This is a genomic window from Dysosmobacter sp. Marseille-Q4140 (assembly GCA_018228705.1).
GTDB lineage: Bacteria > Bacillota > Clostridia > Oscillospirales > Oscillospiraceae > Oscillibacter.
This window is the reverse complement of record CP073694.1, coordinates 2,302,490-2,327,520: the sequence shown is the minus strand read 5'-3', so window position 1 is coordinate 2,327,520 and position 25,031 is coordinate 2,302,490. Positions and strand designations below refer to the sequence as shown.

Sequence of the window (25,031 nt, the reverse complement as noted above, 5' to 3'; positions counted from 1 at the left end):
ACCTCTTTTCTTCGTTCTCAGTCAAACCGCCGGCACAGGGCGTATTTGGAACAGGCCCCCGCCCGGCGGTCCGGCGTCTGGACGGCCAGACGCACCAGGTCGGGGAGAAAGGCGTCGTACTTGACCTCCAGCACGGTCACCCCGTCCAGCGGCTTGAGGGGGAACCCGCCGGGGGAGAGGAAGCCGGCGCTGTCCCCGCAGGTGCGCAGGTTCCGGTCCAGGGTCACCCGGACGTTTCCGGGGGCGTACAGGAAGGCCTCCCGGTCGTAGCACACCACCGTCCTGGGCCGCAGCAGCGTCCCACGCAGCTTGTGGTACAGCTCAGCCAGCAGCGGGTCCCCCCGCTCCAGCAGGAAGGCGTCCTCTCCGGCCAGCAGCCGCTCCGCCTCCTGCAGGGTCAGACGGGCGGAGCGCTTGCCGCACAGTCCGTTTACCTTGTACTTTTTTTCCAGCTTGAGAAATGCGGGGCTGGCTCCGTAGTACCGCAGGCGGAATTTCTCCCGCCGGTCCACCCCGTCCAGCTTTTTCCGGAGGGCGGTGTCGTAGGGCGTGTCGAAATACAGGCTGGTCACCCGGTAGGAGCCGTCCGCCCCGGCGTGGCTGTCCCGGGGAAAGAGCTTTCTCAGCCGGTGGGTAAGCACCAGATCCTCCTGGGGAGCGATCTGGTGCTTGAGCTCGTGGCGCAGGCGGAGGGGCTCAGTCGTCCCAGCCGTCATCATCGTCGTCATCATCGTCCCGGTCGTCATCGTAGTCGGTGATGCCGTCGGCGTTGGGGCCGTAGTCGGTGTCGTCGTAATCGGTGATGCCGTCGGCATTGGGACCGTAATCGGTATCATCGTAATCGGTGACGCCGTCGGCGTTGGGGCCGTAGTCGGTGTCGTCGTAGTCGGTGACGCCGTCGGCGTTGGGGCCGTAGTCGGTGTCGTCGTAATCGGTGACGCCGTCGGCGTTGGGGCCATAGTCCGTGTCGTCATAGTCGGTGATCCCGTCGGCATTGGGGCCGTAGTCGGTGTCGTCGTAGTCGGTGATTCCATCATTGTTGGGGCCATAGTCCGTGTCGTCATAGTCGGTGATCCCGTCGGCATTGGGGCCGTAGTCGGTGTCGTCGTAGTCAGTCACGCCGTAATCGGTGATCCCGTCGCTGCCCGGGCCATAGTCGGTGTCGTCATAGTCCTGGAACTCCGCGTCCATCTCGGTGACCTTGCCGGTGTAGGCGTTCACCTCATACTCGTACTCCACGCCGTCCAGGATAAACTCCACCTCGTACTCCCCGTCATCCAGGTCGTATTCCTTCTCCACAAACTGGATGTCATCCCGGCCCAGCTGGGTGGAGAGGATGCTCTGGGCGGCGGAGGCATTGATATAGCCCTTGTCGCCGTACGCGTCGTCGTAGTCGTCCTGGTCCAGGGTCACCGCCTGGGAGCCGATCTGGTCGGTCTCCACCACCAGCCGGACCGCCTCGGCCAGTTCGTTCAGGAACTGGTCGTTGGGGTAGGCGGAGCCCCGCTCCAGCTTCAGGACGATGTTCTTCTCATGGCCGCCCACGGTGGCGTCAAAGTAGCCGCCGTCGTGGATCTGGTCCACCAGCTCCCCCACCACGGTGGTGCAGGGCTTCCCCTCATAGCCGGTGTAGCCGGCCAGCACTGCCCGACCGTCATCGTTCAGGGCGTTCAGAGCAACCACGTTGCCGTCATCGTCATAGTCCATCTCGATCTCCGGGTTCACGCTCAGAAGTACGGTGCCGATGCTGCCGCTGTTCTCCTCCTGAAGAGAGGCGGTCTGATTGGGGGACTCTGGGAGGGAAGATACTCCGACGCTGTTCCCGCAGGCAGTCAGAGTGGTCAGAGCCAGGGCGGCAGTCAGCGTCAGGCCAAACAGTTTGGTGTGGAAGTTCTTTTTCATCTCTTTCATCTCCTTGAAAAATAGTAGTTGTGGTTTGTGTTCTGATATTAGATTACGAAGCTGCTGTTGAAAAACTGGGGTCACTAAAATACTTTTTTCATTTTCTTTTTGGTTTACACAGGGAGGATACGGTGGTCGGCCTTGAAAACCGGGGCCGCGGGGGAAATTTTTTCTTGATTTAATCGTCCTCATCCTGGTCGTCGTCGTCCACGTCATCTTCCAGGTGATCATCGTCGTCCGGAGCATCGTCAGCCTGATCGTCGTCCCGGTCCTCGTAGTCGGTGACGCCGTCACTGTAAGAGCTGTCGTTGGGAGGCGCATCGTTGGGGATGTCGTCCGCGTCCGGGCCATAATCGGTATCCTGATAGCCGGTCACCACATCGCTGCCGGGATCGTAGTCCGTGTCATTTGTGACGATAGGCGGAACCGTCTGCTCCTGAGAGGGCTCCGGTACAGGCTCCGGCGTTGGCTCCTGGGTGGATTCCGGCGGCGTCACAGGAATCACCACCTCAGTGGCCGGCGGTTCCTTTGGCGCAGAGCCGATCTGGATCACGATGGTCTCCCCGTACCGCTGCTCCAGAGCATCCCGGGCCTCCTGCTCCTCCCGGACCTGCCAGTCGGTGTCGGCGCTGGAGACGGTGATGGACACCGTCTCCCCGTCGGAGAGGTAGCCCAGATCAATGGCCCGCTCCACCAGCTCTTCGGTCACGTCCTCCCGGTCCTTGCCGCCATAGTCGTAGCCTTCAATCAGGACCTGACCGTCCTCGTTGAGCCCCTCCAGCTCCAGCACCCGGTCGGTGCGGCTGAGGGTGAGCTCCACATCCGGGTTGATCTGGATGCGCAGCGCGCCGTAGGGCGTAAAATTGGGCTGGTAATAGCCAAAGAACACCAGGCAGAGGCAGGCAGCCAGTCCGGCCAAGCCGGACAGGGGCTTCCACAGGGTGGGACGCTTCTCCTGCGGCCTGCGCAGCTCCACGACATCCTGCACCGTATCCCCCACCTGATAGTGGAGGTTGGCGGTTTTCAGGAAGCGCCCCTCCTCGTCCAGTACCACCGCATAGGCCGGGTGCACCTCCATCACCAGATAGTTCATTTCATGCTCCCTCCCTTCGCCGGGGCGATCTGGCACAGGTGGCCCCGGATGATCTCATAGCCGTTGGTGAAGGCCAGCAGGATGGCCACCAGGTACTTCCGGTGCCGCTCCATGGTCTTCTTGTCGGTGCCGGAGCCGGCGGACAGCTCCCCCATGGGCAGCTTGCCCGTGTCCTCCACCCGTTTCAGCAGCTCCGGCTGGGTCCGGGCGAAGTCCAGCACCCGGCGGCAGGCGGCGAAGGTCCGCTCCTGCCGGGGGCAGTTGTCCGCCACATCGGAGAAGGTCAGGCCGAACTGGGCCAGCTTCTCGGAAAACTCCTGGATCTCCCGCCGGCTGGCGGTGCGCACCGCATAGTCCCCGGCGTGGTCCACGGTGTCGGGGATGGTGTCCAGCAGCTCGCCGCCGTCCTCCTCCCCGCCCAGGGGGGTGTGGAGGGAGATCACGTTGCCGTGGCGCTTCTCCGTCCGGTAGTGGTCGATGAGCCGGTTTTTAATAGCACGGGCGGCGTAGGGCAGAAAAGCGCCCCGGCTCTTCTCATAGGCCAGCACCGCCTCATAGAAGGCCAGCATGGCGATGCTCAGTTCGTCCTCATGGCCGTTTTCCGGGGCGGTATGAAGAAACTTCACCGTCTCCGAGCGGATAAAGCCCATGTACTGACGGATGAGGGCGTCCGCCGCCTCCGAGTCTGTCTTGGCCGATCGTACCTGGGAAACGATGTCGTGCTCTGTGCGCACCATTGCCATCCCTCCATCCCCTCCGGCAGTAGGATACGGACACGCCGCCGGATTTTCGGGGTCACAGCAGAAATTTTCAAAGGGTAGAAAACACTATTGTAAAGTTTAGCGGCTGCGAAACGGAGGCGCGACCGTCTGGATGTCAAATCTTTGTCAAATGTATGTAAAGAAACGGATGGGGCGGTTTTGTGTTCCCTTGGATGGGTTGCGCGCCAGGGTTCTTCGTGGTAGGATGGAGGCACGCACACAGAAAGGAGCGCGCGGGATGAAACAGATCTTTTCTTTCGGTTTGACAGCGGCGCTTTTGCTGGCCTGCCTGACCGGCTGCGGCGGACAGGCGGGCGGCGCCGCGCCCGGCGGGACGGCCCCCTCCGGCGGCCAGACTCCCCCGGCGTCCTCCGTTCCGGAAACGCCCGCCGGCCAGGGGCAGACGCCGCCTGTGTCCCCCGCCCCGGAGAGGGGAGTCGCCGCCGGGGAGATCAGCCGGGAGGAGGCCCTGGCCATCGCCCTGGACAATGCGGACGTGCCGGAGGGCGACGCCTACAACATCAAAAACGAGACCGACAGCGACAATGGCATCCCCATCTATGACATCGAGTTCGAGACCGACTACGGCGACTACGACTTTGAGGTGGCCATGGCCGACGGTCGCATCGTTGGTGCGGACTACGAGGTGGACGAGGAGTGGCTGGACGCTCTGGACGGCAGCCCTGTCACAGCGGAGGAGGCCACTTCCATCGTGGCCGGCAAGGTTTCCGGCGCCAGTGCGGCGGACGTATCTGTCTGGGAAGAGTCCGGCGACGGCCGGGGACGTTACGAAGGGGAGCTGTTCCTGGACGGCATGAAGTACGAGTTTGAACTGGACCCCCGGACGGGGCGGATCTTCGACTGGACCGCCGATCTGAGGGACTGACCGGCACAGAAAAGCAGCGGGGAGAAGGCACATCTGCCTACTCCCCGCTGCTTTATTTTGCTGATGTTTAGAATGGCTCCTTGGGCGAGAGTCCCAGTTTGGCCTCCAGTTCCCGCGTTTTGGTCTCCATCTCGTACAGCGCCATGGAGGGCGTTTTTTCCTGCCTGGTCACCATCTTGACCAGGAGCTCGCTCAGGATGGACGCATTCGTCCGCTCCAGCAGCTCCATCGCCCGCTCCAACGTTTGCCCGGAGAATCCGACCTTTTCCAGCTTCCGGCGTTCCTTATCCAAACGCTTCATGGTCTTCACACCCCAATTCGCCTGGTTATTTGGTGAATTGGGACAGGGCCAGCAGCGCCTGGGCAGTCTGCACCCGAGTGGCTGCCTGGCCGGGGGCCAGCGTGTCCAAGGAGGTCGCGGTGAGCACGCCGGCCTCCACCGCCCAGGTCATGGCCTCCGCAGCGTAGCCGGCGATCTGGTCATAGTCGGCGAACTCCCGGACGGCCATGCCGCCCTGGGCGGTGTCATAGCCCTCATGCCGGGCGTAGCGGTAGAGCATGACCGCCAGCTGCTCCCGGGTGATGGGATCGTCCGGGCCGAACAGGCCGCCGCCGTAGCCGCCGGCGATCCCCTCGGAGGCGGCCCAGCGGACGGCCTCGCCATAGGAGGCCGCCGGGTCCACATCGGAGAAGTCCATCAGATCATTCACCACCGGGCGGCCCTCCAGCGCCCACAGGGCCGTGACCGCCTCGCCCCGGGTCAGCGTCCCATTGGGCTCAAAGCGGTCCGCGCTGACGCCGGCCATCAGGCCGCTGACACAGACATAGCGCACCGCCTGGGCATCCCGGGCCTCCACATCGGTGAAGGGCAGGACGGACAGGGGCTCGCCGCCCACCTGATAGACAGCCACCGTGCCGGATACCTCACAGGCTGCCAGCAGCAGGGCCTCTCCGGTGGGGCTGACGGCATCACTCAGGAACAGCAGACCCTCGGGGGCCACATCGCCGCCGGTGACCCACTTGTCCAGCTCCCCGTCCTCATACTCCTCGGAGCCCTCCACTATGGAGGCGAAATCCCGGGTGTTAATGTAGTTCACGTACTGGGCGGAGGCAGGCTCGGTCACGTCATAGACCATGACGCCGCCGGTGCGCTCCAGGGCCACGAAGGCATAGGTGCGGCCGTCCACCGTACCAACCGTGACGCTCTCCGCCTCCGGTCCCTTCTTGCCAGAGCGGTCATCCACCACGGTGTTGTCGTTGGAGCAGTTGTAGTAATCGGTCAGGTACCGGGCGGTGAGGGTCTCAAAGTCGTTGCCGCTGGTGAACACCTCGGTGACGCCGTTCTCCCCGGCCTCATAAATGGTAAAGGTGCGGCCGCCGAAGAGGTAGTCCTTGCCGCTGTCCAAGCCGTCAAAGTCCTCCACCTTGAAGAAGACCACCTTGCCCTCCAGGCCGGAGTTCTCCCCGGTGATGGCTCCAGTGGGGGAGGTCACGCCCTCCTCGCCGAAGTCCTGCTCGTCCTCGCTGAGGTAGAAGGTGCCCAGATCCTCGTCGCCCCACTCTCGGGCGTCGCCCTCGTTGGCGGTGACCAGATAGGTTTTGCCGTCCACCTGGAAGGCGGCGATGCCGTCGGGCATCCGGATGCCCATGAGGCTGCCGTAGGTCCTGGGCGCATAGGCGTCATCCTTCTTGTCGATATCAATGGGGGTGACGCTGTAGTCCTCAAAACCTGTGGAGTAGATCCCGTCAAAGGTACGGGAGGCCAGATCCAGCACGGCGATGGCATTGTTCTCCTGCAGGGTGACATAGGCCTTGCCGCCGGATACGGCGATATACTCCGGCTCCAGGTCCGTGGAGGGATCGACTCCCTTCTTCAGCACGATCCCGGCTGAGGCCAGCTCGTCACGGCGGGCGTCGAAAGCGTCAAAGCCCACCACCTCGCTGGTGAGGGTTGACACATCTGCCACAGTGACCGAGCCCCTGGGATCAACGATTCCGTCGCCGTAGCCCTCCCGAGGCTCCCCCTCGTCGGCGGTGAGGACGGTGCTGCTGCCGGCAAAGGTCACCATATCCGGCTGCACACCGGTTTCCACCAGTCCCCTCAGGGTCAAGGAGCCGTCGGCATTGCAGGCGAACAGGGCTACCCGGCCGGCGTCATGATATCCCTCCGCCTGGAGGGCGGCGGCCAGGATGGTGTTGTCCGGAGAGATGGCCACGGAGGTCATGTCCCCATAGCGGAATGAGCTGTCCGCCGCCTCCACCAGGGCCTTCACGTCGATGTCCGTGCCGCTGAGCCGGGCGACGGAGATCCCGGCGGTGAGATCCCCCAGGGGGATTGCCGCCAGCAGGCCGCTCTGGCCGTTGATGGCGTAAGCATAGCCATTGCTCTGGCTGTAGGCCACGATCTCCATGACGCCGCCGTCCACGTTGTACTGGCCGGAGGCGTACCGGGCAATCAGGTTCAGATTCAGGGGGGAATTGCCGTTTTCATACCCAGCGGTCGAGTTGATGCCCGCTGCCGCCGCTGGCACCACAGTGCCCAGCTGAAGCGCCAGGGCGAGGGCCATGGCAATGGCTGCCGGCCGTCTTGCTTTTCTCATGCTGTTTCCTCCTGCGATTTTGTTTTGGAAAGGGAGCGGTACGTTCTCCCTATTTGATTTAGTATAATCCCACGACTGTAAAATCCGAAAGAGGGAATGTGTAAATTTCTTGTAGGCAGAGGAGGTCTGGAACGAAACCGGGTTCATAGCAAACGCGCTTCACATGGATTTGACGGTTTCTTTACTGAAATACCGTCGCACGCTGGGAAAGGCGTCTGCTATACTGAACACAGATGCGGTAGGCATCGGTTGGGAGCGGCAGTATGGAGTACGGTTTCAGACAGCCCGATCAAAATCGACAGAGTATGATCAGCGCCGGTTTGCGCCCTTACAGGGCGGACCGGCGCTGTTTTTGTGGATGCCGCGCCCAATGGTCATAAGACAGCAAAGAAGAAAGGCAGGCGCAACGTATGCAGAAGACCTATGTGCTGGACGCCAATGTCCTCCTCCAGGCCCCCTACGCTCTGGAGTCCTTCGAGGACAACTACATCGTGCTGCCACTGGCGGTGCTGGAGGAGTTGGATGATCGGAAGGGGGCTGACGGTGAAGCGGGAAACAACGCCCGACATGTGCTCCGCTTCCTGGAGAGATTACGGCTCCAAGGAGACCTGGTAAAAGGCGTGACCCTGCCCAGTGGAGGCACCGTGCGCCTGGAGGTCAACCATGTGGACGCGGCCCTTCCCCAAGGGATAGAACCCGGCAGCCGGGCGGGAAGGGTGCTGAGGGTGTGTCGGGGCCTCATGGACGAGGGAGCGCCGGTGACGCTGGTGAGCCGGGACATGGTCGCCCGCATCCGGGCCCAGATGATGGAGGTGCCGGCGGAGGACTTCACCACCGACCGGCTGCCGGATGGAGCCCAGCCCTACACCGGCCGGGCGGAGGTCTACATCTCGGACAGCCTGCTCACAGCGTTCAAGAAAAAGGGAGCTCCGGCGGAAGAACTCTATACCGTGGACGGCGCGGGGGAGCGGAAGCCGGTTTCCTTGACCGAGAACCAGTTTGTCCTTCTGCACTCGGATACCGAGCCGAAAAAGACCATGCTGGGCCGTTTCCGGGAGGGGAAGGTCACCGCCCTGCGCTTTGGCGGCGTCCGCCCATTCGGCGTCAAGCCCCGGAGCGTGGGGCAGCAATTCCTGCAGGAGGCCCTGCTGCTGCCGGTGGCGGAGGCGCCCCTGGCCATCATCCAAGGGCCGGCGGGCACCGCCAAGACCTTTTACGCCCTGGCCGCAGGGCTGGAGCAGGTGCTGGAGGCGGAGGAACGGCCCTATCGGAAGATTCTGGTGTGCCGCCCCAATGCCCAGTTTGACGCGGACATCGGTTTTCTCCCGGGCAGTGAGCAGGAAAAGATCTCCCCCCTCATGCGGCCCATTGTGGACAACCTGGAGATCCTGCTGGACCTGGAGGGGAAGAAAAAGGAGCGGCGCAGCGAGGAGGAGCTGCGGGGGCGCATTGACTACCTCTTTGACACCGGCGTCATCGCTGCCGAGGCCATGAACTTCATGCGGGGCCGCTCCATCACCGATACCTGGCTCATCATCGACGAGGCCCAGAACCTCACCCCCCGGCAGGTCAAGGGCATCATCACCCGGGTGGGAAAGGGCACCAAGGTAGTGCTGCTGGGGGACCCGGCCCAGATCGACCACCCCCTGCTGGACACCCGGAGCAACGGATTGACCTATGCCAGCGCCCGCATGAAGGGCAGTCCCCTGTGCGTCCAGCTGACCATGCTCCCTGACGAGTGCGAGCGTTCCTCTTTGGCTCTGGACGCGGCGATGCGGATGTAAATGAGGGCAGAACTTTCGTAACATGATATGAAAGAAAATTTATTTACATTTTACAGGACTTTGGGGGAAGAATTTACATCCCAGTGGTACACTGTGCCTGTGTGAGCGAGAAACACACCATCATAGGGAGGAAAATATGCTATGAGTATCGCACAGAAGCAGACTGCCACACAGTCCCAGAAGCTGATGATCTTTGTCCTGTCCATGTCCCTGTACGGGCTGGCCACCCTGTTCACGGAGCTGATCCCCAAGTTCCAGGTGGGGGTCGTGGAGTTCTCCGTGGAGTACTTCCTGTTCATTCCCCTGACCCTGGCCATGCTGTTCGACCCCCTGTCCGCCGCCCTGGGCGCCGCCACCGGCGAGCTGGTGTTCAGCGAGATCATGCTGGGCCAGTTCGGCGGCCTGGGCGAGCTGGAGAAGTTCCTCACCGTCACCATCGGCGTGTATATCGCCGGCCGGCTGGTGAAGGACCCCAGGAACCGCGCCCTGGTGGGCGTGGCCGCCATCACCGGCACCGCCGCCCAACTGCTGATGGGAACCGTGGTGGACATTCTGAAGGTCCAGCTGGCGGTAGAGGACTTCGAGGCCGTGGCCGGCCTGCCTGAGAGCGTGTTTGCCACCGAGGGCTTTGCCTTCCTCAATGACCTGCTGTTCTCCGGCATCCTGTTCTGCCTTCTGCCCACTCTGTACCTGGTGCCCAAGCTGTACGGCAAGATCGAGCCCCTGCTGGGCATGGCTCCCCGCACCCCGGACAGCGCCGTCAGCGGCATCAGCCCCAAGGCCCTGGCCGTGTGCGCCGTCGGCTTTGTGTGCGCCATCGTGGCCGAGCTGGCCGCCACCGCCGGCATGTCCCTCATCGACTGGGAGGCCGAGTGGGCGGAGAGCGGCACCGCCATGGCCGTGGGCATGGTAGCGGCCGCCGCGGTGGCCATCATCGCCCTGCTGGTCATCAAAAAGAACGCGGGAAAAAAGGCCGCGGTGAACTGAGATGAACGCGGTTGAGATCGACGGCCTGACCTATACCTACCCAGGCGCCCCTCAGCCCACCCTGAAAGAGATCTCCCTTCAGATCGAGAAAGGGGACTTCCTGGCGGTCGTTGGCAACAACGGCTGCGGGAAGTCCACTTTGTGTAAGGTCCTCAACGGCCTGATCCCCCACTTTATCACGGGGACCATGGAGGGAAGCGTGCGGGTGGAGGGGCTTGACACCCGGGAGAGCGACGTGGGCGTCCTGGCCCAGAAGGTGGGCTATGTATATCAGGACTTTGAAAACCAGATCGTCCGGCCCACCGTGCTGGACGACGCCTCCTATGCCTGCCTGAACTACGCCTTCCCCGACTACCTGGAGCGGGGCAGGACTGCTTTGCGGCAGTGCGGTCTGGAGGGCAGGGAGGAGGAATATGTCTGGCAGCTCTCCGGCGGCCAGACCCACCTGCTGGCCCTGGCCGGCGCGGTGTCCCTCCAGCCGGACATTCTGATCCTGGACGAGCCCATCGCCCAGTTGGACCCCATGCACGCCGACCGGATCTATGAGGTCCTCCGGGACTTGAATGAGAACCACGGCAAGACCATCCTCGTCATTGAACACCATACCGAGTACATCGCCGACTACTGCAAGCATGTGATGCTCATGAGGGACGGCCAGGTGCGCTGGATACTGCCCACGGAGGAGGCCCTCCAGCGGGTGGAGGAGCTGGAGGAATGCAACATCTTCCCGCCCCAGGTGACCCAGGCGGCCCACCGGCTGCGGAGGGCAGGCCGTCTCCCGGCGGACATCCTCCTGCCCACCACCGTGGAGGGAGGAAAAACCGCCTTCGCCGGACTGCATTATATCTCCCGGGAACGTCCGGCGCCAGCTGTCCCAGACGGAGAGAGCGCAGTCTCCTTCCAGGACGTATCTTTGGCCTACCGCTCGGTAAAGGGGGAGCCCCACACCGTGTTCGACGGCCTGAACCTGAACATACGGAAAGGGGAAAAGGTGGCCCTCATCGGCTCCAACGGGGCGGGCAAGTCCACCCTCATGAAGCTGATGGTGGGTCTGCTGAAGCCCAATTCCGGCACAGTTTCCCTCTTTGAGGAGGCCATTGGGGACAAAAAGGCCGAGGATCTGTCCCGGCAGATCTCCCTGGTGTATCAAAACCCGGAGGAGATGTTCATCAAGGACTCCATCCGCGCCGACATCGCCTACGCCATGGAGGTGCGGAACGTCCCGGAGTGGGAGAAACGCACCGGGGAGCTGCTGGAGCGGTTCCGGCTGACAGAGCTGGCAGACCGGGACGGTCGCCTCATGTCCGGCGGGCAGATGCGCCGGGCCAGCCTGGCCATCGGGATCGCTTTGAATCCCGGCATTCTGCTGCTGGACGAGCCCACCGCCAACCTGGACATCGCCACCCGGCGGGAGATCATGGACGTTCTGGACGACATGAAGGACATCATTCAGACCGCCGTCATCGCAACCCACGATATGCAGCTGGTGTGCCAGTGGGCAGAGCGGATCATCGTGCTGCGGGGCGGGCGTGTGGTGGCTGACGGCGCCCGGGACGAGATCTTTGCCCGGAGCGGCATCGTGGAGCAGGTGGGCATCCGCCCGCCGGAGATCTTCTCCATGGCGCAGGCCTTAGACAGACGGGCCATGTGCTATACCATAGACGAATTCCTGTCATCCTTTCAGGAGGTGTGACCGCTGTGGAAAAATTGACCGCCAAACTCTCAGAGAGCATCCTGGACAAATTCTCCATGGATTTTCTCCGCAATCAGGTGCTGAAGAACGCCTACGGCAACGACGACACCGTGATCGCCGCCCTGGACCCCCGGATTCTGCTGGCCTGGTACCTGTTCTTCGGCCTTATCCCCTGGTTTGTTAGCGACATCCCCTTCCTGCTGGGATGCTTTCTGCTGGTGATGGCCACCACCCTTCTGGCCCGGGTGGCGGGGCTGGTGCTGTTCCTCTTTGCCCTGGGGGTCTTCTCCCAGACGGGGTATCTCTTCGTGGTGACCCTTCTCTTTGGCGGGGACGCCTCCGCCGTGGCGCCCCTGCTCATCCTCACCCTGAAGGTGGCCACAATCTCCCTGGCCTCGGTGACCGTGTTCTCCGGCCTGGACCCGGATAAGCTGTCCAACGGCCTCATGTGGTACGGCTGCCCGGAGAGGCTGAGCTTCTCCATCTCCTACGCCTACCGGATGCTGCCCATGCTGATGGAGGAGTTTCAGAACGTGCTCCTCTCCTACCGGCTCCGGGGCAATCCCCCCGCCCACGAGACCCTGGGGGGCAAGATCAGGTACCTGATCTATCAGGTGAAGATCATCATGCAGTCCTTCTACCCCCTGATGCTCAACACCGCCAAGCGCTCCCGCACCACGGTGGAGGCCCTGGAGCTACGGGGCTACCGCTACGCGGCGGTGAACAAGTCGGTAAAGAAGATCAAGCTGGCAGCCCTGAAGGTCACCTATAACGATGGACTGTTTCTGGCCATCTCCTTCCTGGCGGTGGCGGTGGCTGTCCTGATCTCCACACTGCTGTAAGAAAGAAGGTTATTTCTCTTGCGTCTGGATTTTCACACCCATGGGAAGCTGGCCAAAAAGCTCCCATTTTCCACCGCCTACACAGACTGGCTCTTCGGCGAGGCCCGACGGGCCGGCCTGGACACTTTGTGCCTGACGGAACACTTCAACACCCTCCAGTTTGCCGATGTGTACGGCTACATCGCCTCTGTGAGCCAGAGAACCGGGGACGCTCTGGAACTGGAGAATGGCCTGCGCATTTTCCCCGGCATGGAGACCGATGTGGCCGAGGGGGGGCACATCCTGTCCATCGGGCCGCTGGAGACCATCCTGGAACTGAACCGGCGGCTGGAGCCCCACAAGGAGAAGGGGAATTTCCTTCCCTTCGCCCAACTGATGGATTTGTTTGAGGAGTACCCGGTGGTAGTGGGCTGCGGCCACCCCTTCCGTGCCGGCGGCCATGTGCCCGAGCTGCCGGAGGAGCAGCTCCGCCGCCTGAAATTTCTGGATCTGAACGGGAAAGACCTGGCTCTTGACCGGGAGAGGACGGAGCGGCTCACCCATGACCTGGGGAAAAAGCTGGGCATCCCGGTGGTGTCCGGCAGCGACACCCACCAGGCGGTGCAGTACGGCTGCGTCACCACGGTCTTTGAACGGGAGGTGGACACCGTCCCCGCCCTCTATGGGGAGATGACAGCCGGCCGCTACGCCATTGCTCTCTCCGACACCGCCACCTTCCAGGTGCGCACCGCCTGTCTGCTGAAGCGGTCCTTGAAGGAGATCTATGCCCTGGGAGGCGACTATGTGGCCATTCTGACCCGGGAGGCCATCGCATGACCGCCCTGACGGATTCCCTGGCGGAGGGGGCCGTCCAGACGGTATTGGAGGCGGGGGAACTGCTGACCGATCCCGCCGCCGTTCAGAGCATCCGCTCCAAGGGCGAAACGGACTATGTGACCAATGTGGACGTGGCGGTACAGGCGTTTCTGCGGAAGCGTCTGGCCGCCCTGGCCCCGGATGTCCAGTTTATGGGAGAGGAGCAGGACAATACGGGGCTGGACTGGAGCCGCCCCTGCTGGATCCTGGATCCGGTGGACGGCACCACCAACCTGATCCATCAATTCCAGCACAGTGCGATTTCCCTGGCCTTAGCGGAGGGTGGACAAATCGTCTTCGGTGTGGTATACAATCCTTATATGGAGGAGTGTTTCACCGCCCGCCGGGGCGGCGGAGCATTCCGAAACGGGGTTCCCATTCAGGTCAGCGCCGTCTCCCGGCTGGCGGACAGCCTCCTGTCTGCGGGCACCGTTCCCGGCCGGCGGGAGCTGGCGGACATGGCGTTTCGCCAGATGCGGGCGCTGTATGACCGGTGCCAGGACATCCGGCGGACGGGCTGTGCCAGCCTGGAACTGTGCGATGTGGCCTGCGGACGGCTGGAGGGCTATGTGGAGCTGTCTCTCCAGCCCTGGGACTACGCCGCTGGAATGCTCATCGTGGCGGAGGCCGGGGGACAGGTTACCGCTCCGGGCGGCGCCCCCCTCTCTCTGGCGGAGGGTGGGCCTCTGCTGGCCTCCAATGGGCGGCTCCACGGCGCGCTGCAAACAATTTTGAAAGAATGAGGGTTTCGTCATGGACCTGCGCCTTCCCGCCGCCGCTGGGGAACTAACCCGGGCGGAGCAGAAGATCCTGGATTATATCAACACCAACACAGATACCTTCCTGTTTTCGTCCATTGGGCAGCTGGCGGAGCGGCTGGAGCTCTCCGACGCCACGGTCTCCCGCTTCGCCCGCCATGTGGGCTGCCGGGACTTCAAGGCGCTGAAATCTCTGGTGCTGGAGCAGTCTCCGGGCCCGGCGGTAAAGCTGGCGGCCACACTCAGTCAGGGAGCGCGTTTTTCCCCACAGGCCTGGCTGGAGCGGCAGCGGGCGTACCTGGAGACGACCATACAGCAGCTCTCCACCGGGGAATTTGACCGGGCGGTGGAGGCCCTCTGTTCCGCCCAGCGGGTATTCGTCCACGGGAAAAACGCCTCCGCCTCCCTGGCCCAGCTGCTCCACTTCCGCCTGCGGCGGCTGGGCTTACAGGTATCTCTCCTGCCCTCCGGCGGCTCTGAACTGCTGGAAGGGCTCTCGCAAGCGGCGGAGAACGATCTGGTGGTGCTGTTCAGCTTTTCCAAACTGTCCCGGGAGGGACGCATCCTCCTGGAGCACAGTCGGGCCGCCGGTTACCGGACGCTGGCCTTTGTGGGACGCACCTGCCTGCCCGCGGAGGAGCGGGCGGACGTCAGTCTGTTCGCCTACCGCGGCACCGAAAAGGAGTACCACTCCATGGCTGCCCCCGCCGCCCTGCTGGACGCCCTGGCCGTCGCTGCGGCGGAGCGGTTAGGAGCCGAAAGCGCGGAACGCCTTCAGTCGCTGCACCAGATGAAAAAAGACTACTTTCCGGATGGATGAACGCATCCCCCATGCGTGTGTACACATGGGGGATGCGTTCATTTTCCAGGATAACACACGGATTTTACACGCATTTTACTGCACCGCGGTAGTGGGCATCCACCGGATGTGATATGGTAAATTAGGTTTATTTTATATATTCCTCTATGTGCAGGTCCTTGCTGCCTGTGCACCGTATCAGGAAAGGAAGGGTCTACTGCTATGAAACGTGCAGTTTTATCCGCATGTATCCTGGCATTTGCATTGCTTTTGACAGCCTGTGGCCCGGCATCGTCTGACAGCACCGCCTCCGCCAGCGATCCCGCCAGTGGAGAGCAGGCTTTCCACTACGGCGGAGATGTGACGCTGCGCATCCTCTCCGGCTCGGAGAACCAGGAGCTGGAGGGCATCCTGGATGACTTCGCCCGGGAACGGGGCGTGAACATCGAGATGGAGTACCAGGGCTCCCTGGATATCATGCGGACCCTCCAGGGGGAAACGGTGGACTATGATGCGGTGTGGCCGGCCAGCAGCCTGTGGCTCACCGCCGGAGACACCCAGTACCGGGTAAAGCACGCCCAGTCCATTTCCATCACCCCGGTGGTATTCGGAATCCGCCAGGGGTTAGCCGAGGAGCTGGGTTTCGTGGGCACGGAGGTGTCGGTCAGCGACCTGCTCTCCGCCATCCAGTCTGGGAAGCTGAACTTCTGCATGACCTCCGCCACCCAGTCCAACTCCGGGTGCAGCGCCTACATCGGCTTTCTCTATGCCCTGCTGGGCAATCCAGATGTGATCACATCGGAGAGCCTCCAGACTCCCGGTCTCTCGGAACAGATCACCCAACTGCTCTCCGGCGTAGACCGGTCCTCCGGCAGCTCCGACTGGCTGAAGGACCTATTTCTCACCGGCGGCTATGACGCCATGGTGAACTATGAGTGCCTCATCATCAGTGCCAACCAGGAGCTGGAGGCACGAGGCGAGGAGACCCTGTATGCCGTCTACCCCTATGACGGCCTCTCTATCGCGGACTCCCCCCTGGGCTATGTGGACAACGGGGATACTGAGAAGGAGCAGGCTTTTCTGGATCTGCAGGAATACCTGCTTTCCGACGAGGTTCAAAACGAGATCCAGCGCACAGGCCGCCGCACCGGGTACGAGGGGGTATCCGAGGAGAACCGGGATGTGTTCCGTACCGACTGGGGCATCCAGCCAGACCGGGTGCTCTCTCCCATTCGGATGCCCTCCACCGACGTGTTGATGGAGGGCCTGAACCTGTACCAGACGGAATTCCGCAAGCCCTCCCTCACCGTATATTGTCTGGACTACTCCGGAAGTATGGAGGGAACAGGCCGGGAGCAGATGGTGGAGGCCATGAGCCAGATCCTCATTCAGGAGAACGCGGAGAAGAATCTGCTCCAGGCCTCGGCGCATGAGGTCAATATCCTCATCCCCTTCGAGGGCTACCCCCGGGACGTCTATGCTGCTGTTGGAAATGGCAGCGAGCTGGAAGCTCTCTATACACAGGTGGAGGCAGAAACGGCCACAGGCGGTACGGATATTTACTCCGCAGCCATGGAGGGCCTGCGGCAGCTGGGAAACTACGACCTGAGCCAGTACACCCCCGCCATCATCCTGCTGACGGACGGAGTGTCCGATGGCAGCATCGACGCTTTCCAAACCGCCTATGAGGCATTCGGAGCAGACGTACCGGTGTTCTCCATCATGTTCGGCTCCGCCGATCCCACCCAGCTGGAAGAACTGGCGGAACTGACCCACGCCCGGGTCTTCGACGGACGGGAGGATCTGATCGGGGCCTTCCGCAGTGTGAAGGGGTACAACTGAGATGAAGAAGGGACAGTTGCGGCAGCTGGTACTGTCGCTGGGCGGGGGGATCGCGGTCTTTCTGGTTCTGGCCCTGGCCCTCCGATGGAACTTCCTCTTCAGCGCCGTGCTGGGGGTGGGAATCTATCTGGGAGTGTGGTTCCTGCTGACCCCCAAGGCGGACCCCGTCACCCTCTATTTCGCCAAGCGACCGGACGGCGGCGAGATGCAGGCCCTGATGGAGGAGGCGGAGCGGGATCTGAGAGCCATCCGGTCGGCCGCCGGCCGCATCACAGACGTCCGGACCCATGAGGACGCCCTGGCCCTCACGGAGACGGGGGATCGCCTCTACCGGTATCTCCGGGAGCATCCGGAGAAGATCCCGTCGGCTAACCGCTTTCTCACCTACTATCTGGACACGGTGGGCCGGATCCTGGGGCAGTATGTGAAGTTCCAGGAGGCCGGGCTGGGGACTTCCGAGGTGCGGGAGTTCCAGCGGAAGGTGCGGGCCATCCTGCCCAAGCTGAAAACTGGATTCGAGGCACAGCTCAGTCAGCTGATGGCCTCGGAGCGGTTTGACGCGGAGGCGGATATGAAGGTCATGGAGGGCCTGCTGAACACGGAGGGATTCCAATGGGAAGCAAATCAAAATGGATCGGTCTGATCATCCTGCTGGCCGTCATCGGGGCGGCGGCGGTCTATCTGTTGCTGGGAGGCGGCCCCCAGCCGGAGCCCGCTGTCCTGCGGGGCTATGTGGGGGGCGAGAAGATCGGCCTGCTGGAGGACGAGGCGGTACAGGACATCCTGGAGCGGAACTACGGGCTCACCCTGGACTATGCCAAGGCAGGTTCCCTGGACATGGTAACGGCGGATCACGAGGGCCGGAATTTCCTCTTTCCCTCCAGCCAGACCGCCCTGGAGTATTACCAGCAGCTCTACGGCGCGCCGGACAGGAGCCAGATCGTGTTCAACACCCCCATCGTCCTCTATACCCACCGGCCCATCCTGGAGGCGTTCCAGAAAGAGGGGCTGGTGACGGAGCGGGATGGGGTGTACTATATGGATATGGCCGGCCTGGTGGCGGAGATCGAGGCGGGCACCGCCTGGGCGGACCTGGGGCTCCCGGAGCTCTACGGCACCGTGGCTGTCAACACTACCGACCCCGTGCGCTCCAACTCCGGGAATATGTTCGCGGGGCTGCTGGCCAATGTGCTGTGCGGCGGGGTGGCGGATGAGGACAGCGTGGAGGCGGTGTTGCCCCGCTTGCAGGCCATCTTCGAGAAGTTGGGCTATATGGAGGCGTCCTCCTCCGACCTCTTCGACCAGTTCCTCAAGACCGGCATGGGGGCCAAGCCTGTGATCGCCGGCTATGAAAACCAACTGCTGGAGTTCGCCGTGGAGAACCCGGAGGACTGGGAACAGCTGAAGGATGACATCGTGCTGATCTATCCCACACCCACCGTCTGGTCCTCCCATATCTACATCGCCCTGGACGAGGCGGGGGAGGCGGGCATCGACGCCCTGATGGACGAGGAGATCCAGCGCCTGGCCTGGGAAAACCACGGTTTCCGTACCGAGGTATCCGGGACGGGCGCCGACGAAGACCACTTCGGCGTCCCCCACCTGGCCGCGGAGATCACCCAGGTGGCCGCCATGCCCAGCTACGCCGCCATGGAGAAGATCATTGCCGCGCTGTCGTAGAGGCGGCCTGCATAGCGCTCCCAGCCATGGCGAATAAAAACCCCACCCTGTCCACTCAGAAGATATCTGAGCTGTACGGAATGGGGTTTTGCTGTTATTGATCTGTCCATCGTGCGAGTGTGCTGATGAGTATACCTCAAGATTTCGATCTGTTGACAAAGTAGCCCACCGGCGAAAACCATGGTAAAATGGAATCGGAGGTGGGGTGGATGCAACTGAAGCTGCACATGGTGACCATCGAGGACCTGGTGCCCCAGGAACACTTCCTTCGAAAATTGGAGGCGGCACTGGACCTTTCCTTCCTATATCGTGAGACGGAAAAGCTGTACAGCCGCCGGTACGGCCGGCCACCCATCGACCCGGTGATGCTGGTAAAGTACCTGCTGGTGGGATACCTGTACGGCATCCCGTCGGAGCGGCAGATCGAGCAGCGCATCCAGACCGATGTGGCCCTGCGGTGGTATCTGGGACTGGATCTGCTGGATCGGGTTCCGGATCACAGCACCATCTCGCAGCTTCGCAGACGGAAACCATCCTTCCGGAAGGTGTTCCGGCGGCTGTTTGAGGAAGTGGTGGAGCAGTGCGTGAGCAAAGGTCTGGCAAGCGGGCGGCTGGTGGCGACGGACTCCACCCACGTGAAGGCAAACGCGTCCCCGGCCTCGGAGCACCTGGTGGAGGCGGTGCAGAAGCCGGGGGCGTATTGGGAGCGGCTGGACGCGTATGAGGAAGAAGCGCTGGAGGAACTGGACCGGAGGACCCAGGCGGGAAAGACGGGCAGGAAACGGAGACAGAAGGGACGGAGCAGGCAGGTCAAAAGCCCTCTTCGGTACGACCGGAAATGGGCCAGCCGCACGGATCCGGAGTCGGGGCACTTGAACCGTCCCGGAAAGCCAAAGGGGCCCCATTATCTGTCTCATCAGACGGTGGACTGCGATCACGGCATCATCCTGGATGTGGCGGTGACCTCCGGGGAAGTGAACGACGCGGTGCCATATCTGAGGCAGATCGAGCATATCCATCGGGAGATCCTCCCCGTCCGGGCGGCCGTGGCGGATGCGGCCTACGATCTTCCGCTGTTCCACCGGGTGCTGCGGGACCACGGCATCCGCTTTTATGTCCGGCCCATGCCCCGCTCCGCGGCGGCCCTGGGCGGAGCTCCCGGGTCTCCCTTTCTCTACGATGAGGAGAACGATCTCTATACCTGTCCCGGCGGAAAGGCGCTGCGGCTGCGGAACCTCAACCGCAGCGTGGGCGGACTGCACTGGGTGTATTTCGCGGACAGGAGCGACTGCGCCGCCTGTCCCTTGAAAGAGCAATGCGTGGGAAAGGGACGGGCCAAACGCCTGGAACGCAGCTACTTCTGGAGAGAGATCCGGGAGGATCTGAGGGAGTTGGACAGCCCGACGTACCAGAGGGCCTTGCGCAAGCGGCAGATCTGGAGCGAGGGGACTTTTGCAGCACAGAAGTGGGGGCACAGGTTGGGGCGGCTCCTGCGGCGAGGACGAGAGGCAGCGGAAGACCACTGCCTCTTGTCAGCGACCGCATTGAACCTGAAGCGGATGATCAAATGGACCGTGTGACGCCGTGAGGCGTCTTTTTTGCTATCACTGCCTGCTTCCGTTGCTCTGGGGGATCTACTTTGTCAACAGGTCGAAGATTTGCGGGGCTGTAAACAATGAGAGTGCCTACCTATCGCTATGTTCCAAAAGTGTCCCTCAAATCTCTTACAACGGGCTGTTCTCATACACAGAGGATGCAATCTTTCAGTTCCATGGCATTGAAAGCAAGCACTGTGCTCTTCTGATTCAAAGGCAGTTCATCCCCGTCCACCGTGAAGATCGCGCCGCCGGCCTCCTCAAGAATGATCCGCGCGGCATTGTGATCCCAGGGGGATGAGCGCATGGTGACAAACAGATCCGCCCGACCTGCGGCCACCTCACACAATTCCAAGGCCACGGAACCCAGGCATCGGACGCCCCGAACCTTCCGGGAGAGCCGAATCATCCGCTCTTGGTACGGATGAGGCTCCAGAAAGGTATATTGCAGGCCTGGCGTTGTCAGCAGCAGTTCCGAAAGCTCCCGCCGGCCGGAGGTATGGATCTGCGTCTGATCCTGCCATGCGCCTCCTCCGCGCTTTGCCCAGTAGAGCGTCTCACGTTCCACATCCAGCACCAGGCCGAACAGCGGGGTACTTCCCTCCCAGCACCCCACGGAGATGGCGTAGTTCTGATGCTGATTGATGAAATTCGTGGTCCCGTCGATGGGATCAATATACCAAGTCATCGACCCGGTGCGATGCGCCTCCGGCGGATACTCCTCACCCACGATGGAGTCCTGGGGGAAGGCTGTCAGTATTTCATTTCGCAATAACTGCTCGATTTTCCGGTCCCAATGAGTAACCAGATCTTGGTGCCCCGTCTTCTGGCAGATCTCTGACTCTTCCAGACGGCACTGCCGCAGAAGATCTCCGGCATTTTGAACAACATCCACAGCAACATTGAATCTGTCCATCCTCCACCTTCTTTCCTCTGTCTGATTTATAAAACCACATTCCTTGTGGCTTGTCAAGAACGCTTCACCAGATCACCCGCATCTCCACGTTATGCAACTGAGGCATCGGGCTGTGGGTCTGGATGTAGCGGGCGGTGAGATCCGGCATTTCTGTGCCCCCGCGCCACAGGACGGGACACTCCCTCAAGATCTCGTATCCACCCGTGCCCGTGGCCCGGTAGTTGCTGGTGCACAGGCGGAAGGTCCCTCCTCCCAGCGGGGAGCCGTCCAGTTTTGCCAGGCGGATCACCCGGCTGCCCACGGGCCGGCGCAGATCGAAGGTGTAGGAGAGCCCGGCATAGAAGTCGTAGTTGTAGTGCTCCACTTTGGGCAGCAGGAACTCCTCCGAAATCTGGGGCTGGCCATCAACCAGGGTGAAGTAGGCGGCGCACCGCTCCAGAGTCTGTCTCAGCACCTCCTCCGTTACCTCCAGCACCACCAGGGTGTTTGCAAAAAGGTAGGCCGCTGTCACCCCCCGCATAGTCACCGGAGAGGCCAGGCCAACCGGGTCGTTGCCCAGGCTGGTGCAGGAGAAGTCCGCCCCGGTCTCTGTCAGCTGCACCTGATTGAACAGGGCAGCCACCTGGCTGCCGTAGAGAGCCGCTTCCAATTTCCCCTCCGGCGGGATGGTGCGATCCAACTCCCCGATAGGCTGGTCCAGCCAGTCCTGTACGGCATTCTCCAGTGGAAGCAGACTCTGATAAGGCTCTGCTGGGTGGCCTGCGCCCACCGCCGTCAATCTGGATCGAAAGGAACTGCGTGTTCCCTTCCACTTGCCGGAAATATGGAGAAACTGCCCCGCATTGGCGGGGGGCTGAACGGCGTAGGTGCCGGACAGATTCACTCCCTCCACCGCCATGTGCTGGTGGCCGGTGAGGAGCAGGTCGAAGTCCAGCTCCCGGGCAATTTTACAGGCCAGATTCTCACCGCTGTCCGAGAGCGCCCGCCCTGTCTCCAGCTCCTCCTCAAAGCCGCCATGGTAGATGCACACGCAGACATCGCACTGTTCCCGGAGGGCGGCGCAAGTCGCCCGGGCGGCCTGAAAGGCGTCGGTAACCCGAATCCGCTCCAAGTTCTGTGGCTGCTCCCACACGTTTACGAAGTCGGTGACCACGCCGGTGATCCCTACCCGCAGGCCGTTGGCCAGGGTGTGCACCGCCCAGGGACGGATGCGCAGCTCTCCCCCCAAGTCCTCTACATTCGTACACAGGCAAACTCCGTCCATGGCATTCAGATAATCCCGGAGGGCTCCATAGCCGAAGTTGAAGTCGTGGTTGCCCAGGGTGAAGTAGTCCAGCCCCATGGCGTTGAAGGCCGCGGCCACCGGATGAATGGGCCACTGGCCCCGGTGTTCCAAGTAATATTGGGTCAGGGGCGTCCCCTGCAGGGAATCCCCGCCGTCCAGCACCAGGGTGTTCCCGTCCTTTTCCACCTGGGCGGCCAGATTCAGCAGTCCGGAGTCCTCCGGGCAGTTCGAGGCATAGTTCACCGGGAAGATATGGCCGTGGGTGTCTGAAGTATAATAGATTTGAAACGTCTTTTCCATGATTACCCCCTGGCCAGCTTGACCCGGATTTTGGTGGAGATCCACTCCACAATCAGCACCAGCACGATGAGGCCCGCCAGGATGGCGCCGGCCTCCTCCCAGCGGTAGGCGTTCATGGCGAAGATCAGCGGCGCGCCGATGCCGCCGGCTCCCACCAGGCCCAGCACGGTGGCGTCCCGCAGGTTGATGTCAAAGCGGTAAATGGCGGTGGAGGCGAAATTGGGCATCAGCTGGGGCAGGATGCCGTAGCGGATCTTCTGCCAGGTGGTGCAGCCCGCCGCGTCCAGGGACTCCAGCACCCGCACATCCAGATCCTCGATGGCCTCGATATACATTTTGCTCACCATGCCAACCGAACACAGGGACATGGTCAAAAGGCCCGCAAAGGCGCCGGGGCCGGTGACCCGGATAAACATGAGCCCATAGACAAAGGCGGGGACTGTGCGGATCGCCATAATGATGATCCGCCCAAGGAAAGCCACCGGCTTGGGCGTCAAATTGGAGGCGGAGAGGAAGGCCAGAGGGATGGAGATGATCGCCCCCACGATGGTACCCAGGAAGGCAATGCAGATGGTCTCCAGCAGCAAATAGGGCACACCCTGGGTGGTGAAATTGAACAGCAGACCTGTATCCGGGTGGAAGATACCGGCCAGGATGTTCCAGGCAATCGTGGCACCGCTCTGGGTGGTACCCGCCGTCTCCACCGCAGTACCGCTCCAAATCAACAGGGCAGCTACCACCAGCGCCACGGCCAGCTCAAACACCCAGCGGCGGGGCCGCTGCTCATAGGCCGCTTCAATTCGATTGTTCATAGCAGCCCCTCCTTATACCAGCCGCTTCCGGGCGGCGCGGCTGATCGTCTCAATGATGAACACGGTGACAAACAGGGCCAGCAGGATCATACCCACGCTGGCATACTCCCGCCAGCCGATCTTCTCATTCAGGATCAGGCCAAGGCCTCCGGCGCCCACATAGCCCAGAATGGAGGCGTAGCGCACGTTGCCCTCAAAGCAGAACAGGCAGTTGGAGAGATAGGAGGGCAGCACCTGGGGAACAACGGCGCTGATGAAGGAGCGCACCTTGGTAGCCCCCATAGCCTCCATGGCCTCGAAGGGACCCATGTCCACGGTCTCGATCTCCTCATAGAGGATCTTGCCGATGTAGGCGAAGGTAAAGATGGCAATGGCTGTGGTGCCTGCCAGAGTGCCCAGGCCGAAGATGTAGGTGGCGATTAGGGCGGAGACCAGGGTGGGCAGGGTGCGGATGATGCTCAGCAGCAGCCGCATAGCCGCCACGATGACCCGGCTGTGGATGATATTGGTGGAGGCCAGCATGGCAAAGGGCACCACCAGAATCGAGCCAATGAAGGAGCCCAGCAGGGACATTTTGATGGTGTCAAACAAGGGCTGCCAGATCTGGGGCATATAGTCCCACTCCGGCGGGATCATCTCCCCCAGAATCACAAAAAACTCTTTGATCCGGCTGACCAAAACCCCCATGTCAAAGCCGGTAACCTCCACAGAGAGGATCGTCAAGGCCAGCAGAATCACCGCCGCCAGGGGCGCTCGGGAATGGGGCTTGCGCACCTGCTTCCCATTGGGGAGGGTCAGCACCCTGGGTGGGAAGATCTTGTCATACATGTTCATGCCGGCTCCTCCTGCTTCCCCTGGTAGATGGCATCCAGAACCGCCTGGTCCACCTGGTCTGCCGGGCCGTCGTAGACGATCTCACCGGCCCGGATTCCCACCACCCGGGTGGCGTATTGGAGGGCCAGCTCCACATGGTGGATGTTGATGAGGACGGTAATGTGCATCTCCCGGTTGATGCGCTGGAAGTCGTCCATCACCTGCTTGGCCGTCACCGGGTCCAGAGAGGCCACCGGCTCGTCCGCCAGGATGATCTGGGGATTCTGAGCCAGAGTCCGGGCCAGGGCCACCCGCTGCTGCTGTCCGCCGGAGAGCTGGTCCGCCCGGACAAAGGCCTTGTCCAGAATGCCCATCTGATCCAAAGCCTCCAGGGCTTTCATCTTCTCTTCCTTTGTGAAGATGCCGAAGGTCGCCCGCCACCCAGGCAGGTCAGGGACAAAGGCGGTGAGTACATTTTTGATGACCGTGGTGCGGGTAATCAGATTGAAGGACTGGAAAATCATGCCGATTTTCCGCCGGAACCTTCGCAGGCTCTTCCCGTGGAGGGTCATCACGTCGGTGCCGTCCACCGTCAGCTGTCCCTGGGTGATGTCGTGCATCCGGTTGATGGTGCGGATCAGAGTGGACTTGCCCGCGCCGGACAGGCCGATGATGGCCACGAACTCCCCCTGGTCAATGGTCAGGTTGATGTGTTTCAGGGCTTCATATCCATTGGGGTAGCGCTTCTCTACCTCTTTGAACTCAATCATAATATCTCTCTCCATTTCAAAAGGAGGGAGGAAAGCCGCGGCCTCCCTCCCTCGTTTG

At 62.1% G+C, this 25,031-nt stretch carries 23 protein-coding genes; 12 read left to right on the top strand and 11 right to left on the bottom strand.

Translation table 11 applies throughout. The annotated features are described in order from the left end of the window. Nucleotides 1-17 precede the first annotated feature (17 nt). The 4 genes from KFE19_11570 to KFE19_11555 all read right to left on the bottom strand — a co-directional run bounded on the left by KFE19_11570 (nt 18) and on the right by KFE19_11555 (nt 3,732). Nucleotides 18-716: a polyphosphate polymerase domain-containing protein gene (locus tag KFE19_11570; GenBank protein QUO39613.1), complete on the bottom strand. Its 699-nt coding sequence runs from the start codon at nt 714-716 to the stop codon at nt 18-20. Then, complete coding sequence (locus KFE19_11565) at nt 697-1,902, bottom strand: PepSY domain-containing protein (protein QUO37026.1); 1,206 nt, start codon at nt 1,900-1,902, stop codon at nt 697-699. The genes KFE19_11570 and KFE19_11565 overlap by 20 nt, the downstream gene beginning before the upstream one ends. A gap of 178 nt (nt 1,903-2,080) precedes the next feature. Then, complete coding sequence (locus KFE19_11560) at nt 2,081-2,995, bottom strand: hypothetical protein (protein QUO37025.1); 915 nt, start codon at nt 2,993-2,995, stop codon at nt 2,081-2,083. Next, nucleotides 2,992-3,732: an RNA polymerase subunit sigma gene (locus tag KFE19_11555; GenBank protein QUO39612.1), complete on the bottom strand. Its 741-nt coding sequence runs from the start codon at nt 3,730-3,732 to the stop codon at nt 2,992-2,994. Before KFE19_11555 ends, KFE19_11560 begins: the two co-directional genes overlap by 4 nt. A gap of 262 nt (nt 3,733-3,994) precedes the next feature. Between KFE19_11555 and KFE19_11550 the strand changes: the two genes are divergently transcribed. Next, on the top strand, nt 3,995-4,642 hold the full coding sequence (locus KFE19_11550; GenBank protein ID QUO37024.1) for a PepSY domain-containing protein: 648 nt from the start codon (nt 3,995-3,997) through the stop codon (nt 4,640-4,642). A gap of 67 nt (nt 4,643-4,709) precedes the next feature. Here the strand turns inward: KFE19_11550 and KFE19_11545 are convergent, their stop codons facing one another. After that, nucleotides 4,710-4,943: a hypothetical protein gene (locus tag KFE19_11545; GenBank protein ID QUO37023.1), complete on the bottom strand. Its 234-nt coding sequence runs from the start codon at nt 4,941-4,943 to the stop codon at nt 4,710-4,712. A gap of 25 nt (nt 4,944-4,968) precedes the next feature. After that, nucleotides 4,969-7,242 (bottom strand): S-layer homology domain-containing protein, encoded by a 2,274-nt coding sequence (locus tag KFE19_11540; GenBank protein ID QUO37022.1) that lies wholly within the window; start codon nt 7,240-7,242, stop codon nt 4,969-4,971. 410 nt (nt 7,243-7,652) lie between these two features. Here KFE19_11540 and KFE19_11535 point away from each other — a divergent pair, with 410 nt between their 5' ends. The 11 genes from KFE19_11535 to KFE19_11485 all read left to right on the top strand — a co-directional run bounded on the left by KFE19_11535 (nt 7,653) and on the right by KFE19_11485 (nt 20,062). Next, entirely contained in the window at nt 7,653-9,026 is a 1,374-nt protein-coding gene (locus tag KFE19_11535; GenBank protein ID QUO37021.1) for a PhoH family protein, read from the top strand. 141 nt (nt 9,027-9,167) lie between these two features. Further along, nucleotides 9,168-10,013 carry a cell division protein FtsQ gene (locus KFE19_11530; protein QUO37020.1) on the top strand — a complete coding sequence of 282 codons (846 nt, stop codon included), beginning with the start codon at nt 9,168-9,170 and terminating at the stop codon, nt 10,011-10,013. Between the two features lies 1 nt (nt 10,014). Then, complete coding sequence (locus KFE19_11525) at nt 10,015-11,706, top strand: ABC transporter ATP-binding protein (protein QUO37019.1); 1,692 nt, start codon at nt 10,015-10,017, stop codon at nt 11,704-11,706. A gap of 5 nt (nt 11,707-11,711) precedes the next feature. Further along, nucleotides 11,712-12,548, top strand: coding sequence for an energy-coupling factor transporter transmembrane protein EcfT (locus KFE19_11520; protein QUO37018.1), 837 nt, complete (start codon nt 11,712-11,714; stop codon nt 12,546-12,548). An 18-nt stretch (nt 12,549-12,566) separates the two neighbouring features. Next, a complete protein-coding gene (locus KFE19_11515) occupies nt 12,567-13,364 on the top strand; it encodes a hypothetical protein (GenBank protein QUO37017.1) in 798 nt (265 codons plus the stop codon). Next, nucleotides 13,361-14,146 carry an inositol monophosphatase gene (locus KFE19_11510; protein QUO37016.1) on the top strand — a complete coding sequence of 262 codons (786 nt, stop codon included), beginning with the start codon at nt 13,361-13,363 and terminating at the stop codon, nt 14,144-14,146. Before KFE19_11515 ends, KFE19_11510 begins: the two co-directional genes overlap by 4 nt. 10 nt (nt 14,147-14,156) lie before the next feature. Beyond that, nucleotides 14,157-14,981, top strand: coding sequence for a MurR/RpiR family transcriptional regulator (locus tag KFE19_11505; protein ID QUO37015.1), 825 nt, complete (start codon nt 14,157-14,159; stop codon nt 14,979-14,981). Nucleotides 14,982-15,182: 201 nt separating this feature from the next. Next, nucleotides 15,183-16,802: a VWA domain-containing protein gene (locus KFE19_11500; protein ID QUO37014.1), complete on the top strand. Its 1,620-nt coding sequence runs from the start codon at nt 15,183-15,185 to the stop codon at nt 16,800-16,802. Between the two features lies 1 nt (nt 16,803). After that, nucleotides 16,804-17,445 carry a 5-bromo-4-chloroindolyl phosphate hydrolysis family protein gene (locus tag KFE19_11495; protein ID QUO37013.1) on the top strand — a complete coding sequence of 214 codons (642 nt, stop codon included), beginning with the start codon at nt 16,804-16,806 and terminating at the stop codon, nt 17,443-17,445. Continuing rightward, nucleotides 17,415-18,482 carry a hypothetical protein gene (locus KFE19_11490; protein QUO37012.1) on the top strand — a complete coding sequence of 356 codons (1,068 nt, stop codon included), beginning with the start codon at nt 17,415-17,417 and terminating at the stop codon, nt 18,480-18,482. Before KFE19_11495 ends, KFE19_11490 begins: the two co-directional genes overlap by 31 nt. A gap of 188 nt (nt 18,483-18,670) precedes the next feature. Beyond that, nucleotides 18,671-20,062, top strand: coding sequence for an IS1182 family transposase (locus tag KFE19_11485; protein ID QUO37011.1), 1,392 nt, complete (start codon nt 18,671-18,673; stop codon nt 20,060-20,062). 160 nt (nt 20,063-20,222) lie between these two features. Here KFE19_11485 and KFE19_11480 read toward each other — a convergent pair whose 3' ends face one another. The 5 genes from KFE19_11480 to phnC form a co-directional block, all read right to left on the bottom strand. Continuing rightward, nucleotides 20,223-20,993, bottom strand: a complete 771-nt coding sequence (locus KFE19_11480; GenBank protein ID QUO37010.1) for an inositol monophosphatase — start codon at nt 20,991-20,993, stop codon at nt 20,223-20,225. 64 nt (nt 20,994-21,057) lie between these two features. After that, complete coding sequence (locus KFE19_11475; protein ID QUO37009.1) at nt 21,058-22,578, bottom strand: bifunctional metallophosphatase/5'-nucleotidase; 1,521 nt, start codon at nt 22,576-22,578, stop codon at nt 21,058-21,060. Between the two features lie 2 nt (nt 22,579-22,580). Further along, nucleotides 22,581-23,390 carry a phosphonate ABC transporter, permease protein PhnE gene (gene phnE / locus KFE19_11470; GenBank protein ID QUO37008.1) on the bottom strand — a complete coding sequence of 270 codons (810 nt, stop codon included), beginning with the start codon at nt 23,388-23,390 and terminating at the stop codon, nt 22,581-22,583. 12 nt (nt 23,391-23,402) lie between these two features. Continuing rightward, on the bottom strand, nt 23,403-24,224 hold the full coding sequence (phnE, locus tag KFE19_11465; GenBank protein ID QUO37007.1) for a phosphonate ABC transporter, permease protein PhnE: 822 nt from the start codon (nt 24,222-24,224) through the stop codon (nt 23,403-23,405). Continuing rightward, nucleotides 24,221-24,973 (bottom strand): phosphonate ABC transporter ATP-binding protein, encoded by a 753-nt coding sequence (gene phnC / locus KFE19_11460; GenBank protein ID QUO37006.1) that lies wholly within the window; start codon nt 24,971-24,973, stop codon nt 24,221-24,223. The genes phnE (KFE19_11465) and phnC overlap by 4 nt, the downstream gene beginning before the upstream one ends. Nucleotides 24,974-25,031 lie beyond the last annotated feature (58 nt).

Excerpts from the sequence above, each read along its gene's own strand:
- phnE (QUO37008.1), bottom strand. The coding sequence starts at position 23,390 with ATGAACAATCGAATTGAAGCGGCCTATGAGCAGCGGCCCCGCCGCTGG.
- KFE19_11485 (QUO37011.1), top strand. The coding sequence starts at position 18,671 with ATGGAATCGGAGGTGGGGTGGATGCAACTGAAGCTGCACATGGTGACC.
- KFE19_11540 (QUO37022.1), bottom strand. The coding sequence starts at position 7,242 with ATGAGAAAAGCAAGACGGCCGGCAGCCATTGCCATGGCCCTCGCCCTG.
- KFE19_11500 (QUO37014.1), top strand. The coding sequence starts at position 15,183 with ATGAAACGTGCAGTTTTATCCGCATGTATCCTGGCATTTGCATTGCTT.
- phnE (QUO37007.1), bottom strand. The coding sequence starts at position 24,224 with ATGAACATGTATGACAAGATCTTCCCACCCAGGGTGCTGACCCTCCCC.
- KFE19_11560 (QUO37025.1), bottom strand. The coding sequence starts at position 2,995 with ATGAACTATCTGGTGATGGAGGTGCACCCGGCCTATGCGGTGGTACTG.
- KFE19_11555 (QUO39612.1), bottom strand. The coding sequence starts at position 3,732 with ATGGTGCGCACAGAGCACGACATCGTTTCCCAGGTACGATCGGCCAAG.
- KFE19_11475 (QUO37009.1), bottom strand. The coding sequence starts at position 22,578 with ATGGAAAAGACGTTTCAAATCTATTATACTTCAGACACCCACGGCCAT.
- KFE19_11480 (QUO37010.1), bottom strand. The coding sequence starts at position 20,993 with ATGGACAGATTCAATGTTGCTGTGGATGTTGTTCAAAATGCCGGAGAT.
- KFE19_11545 (QUO37023.1), bottom strand. The coding sequence starts at position 4,943 with ATGAAGCGTTTGGATAAGGAACGCCGGAAGCTGGAAAAGGTCGGATTC.
- KFE19_11495 (QUO37013.1), top strand. The coding sequence starts at position 16,804 with ATGAAGAAGGGACAGTTGCGGCAGCTGGTACTGTCGCTGGGCGGGGGG.
- KFE19_11525 (QUO37019.1), top strand. The coding sequence starts at position 10,015 with ATGAACGCGGTTGAGATCGACGGCCTGACCTATACCTACCCAGGCGCC.
- KFE19_11510 (QUO37016.1), top strand. The coding sequence starts at position 13,361 with ATGACCGCCCTGACGGATTCCCTGGCGGAGGGGGCCGTCCAGACGGTA.
- phnC (QUO37006.1), bottom strand. The coding sequence starts at position 24,973 with ATGATTGAGTTCAAAGAGGTAGAGAAGCGCTACCCCAATGGATATGAA.
- KFE19_11565 (QUO37026.1), bottom strand. The coding sequence starts at position 1,902 with ATGAAAAAGAACTTCCACACCAAACTGTTTGGCCTGACGCTGACTGCC.
- KFE19_11505 (QUO37015.1), top strand. The coding sequence starts at position 14,157 with ATGGACCTGCGCCTTCCCGCCGCCGCTGGGGAACTAACCCGGGCGGAG.
- KFE19_11530 (QUO37020.1), top strand. The coding sequence starts at position 9,168 with ATGAGTATCGCACAGAAGCAGACTGCCACACAGTCCCAGAAGCTGATG.
- KFE19_11550 (QUO37024.1), top strand. The coding sequence starts at position 3,995 with ATGAAACAGATCTTTTCTTTCGGTTTGACAGCGGCGCTTTTGCTGGCC.
- KFE19_11535 (QUO37021.1), top strand. The coding sequence starts at position 7,653 with ATGCAGAAGACCTATGTGCTGGACGCCAATGTCCTCCTCCAGGCCCCC.
- KFE19_11570 (QUO39613.1), bottom strand. The coding sequence starts at position 716 with ATGACGGCTGGGACGACTGAGCCCCTCCGCCTGCGCCACGAGCTCAAG.
- KFE19_11490 (QUO37012.1), top strand. The coding sequence starts at position 17,415 with ATGGGAAGCAAATCAAAATGGATCGGTCTGATCATCCTGCTGGCCGTC.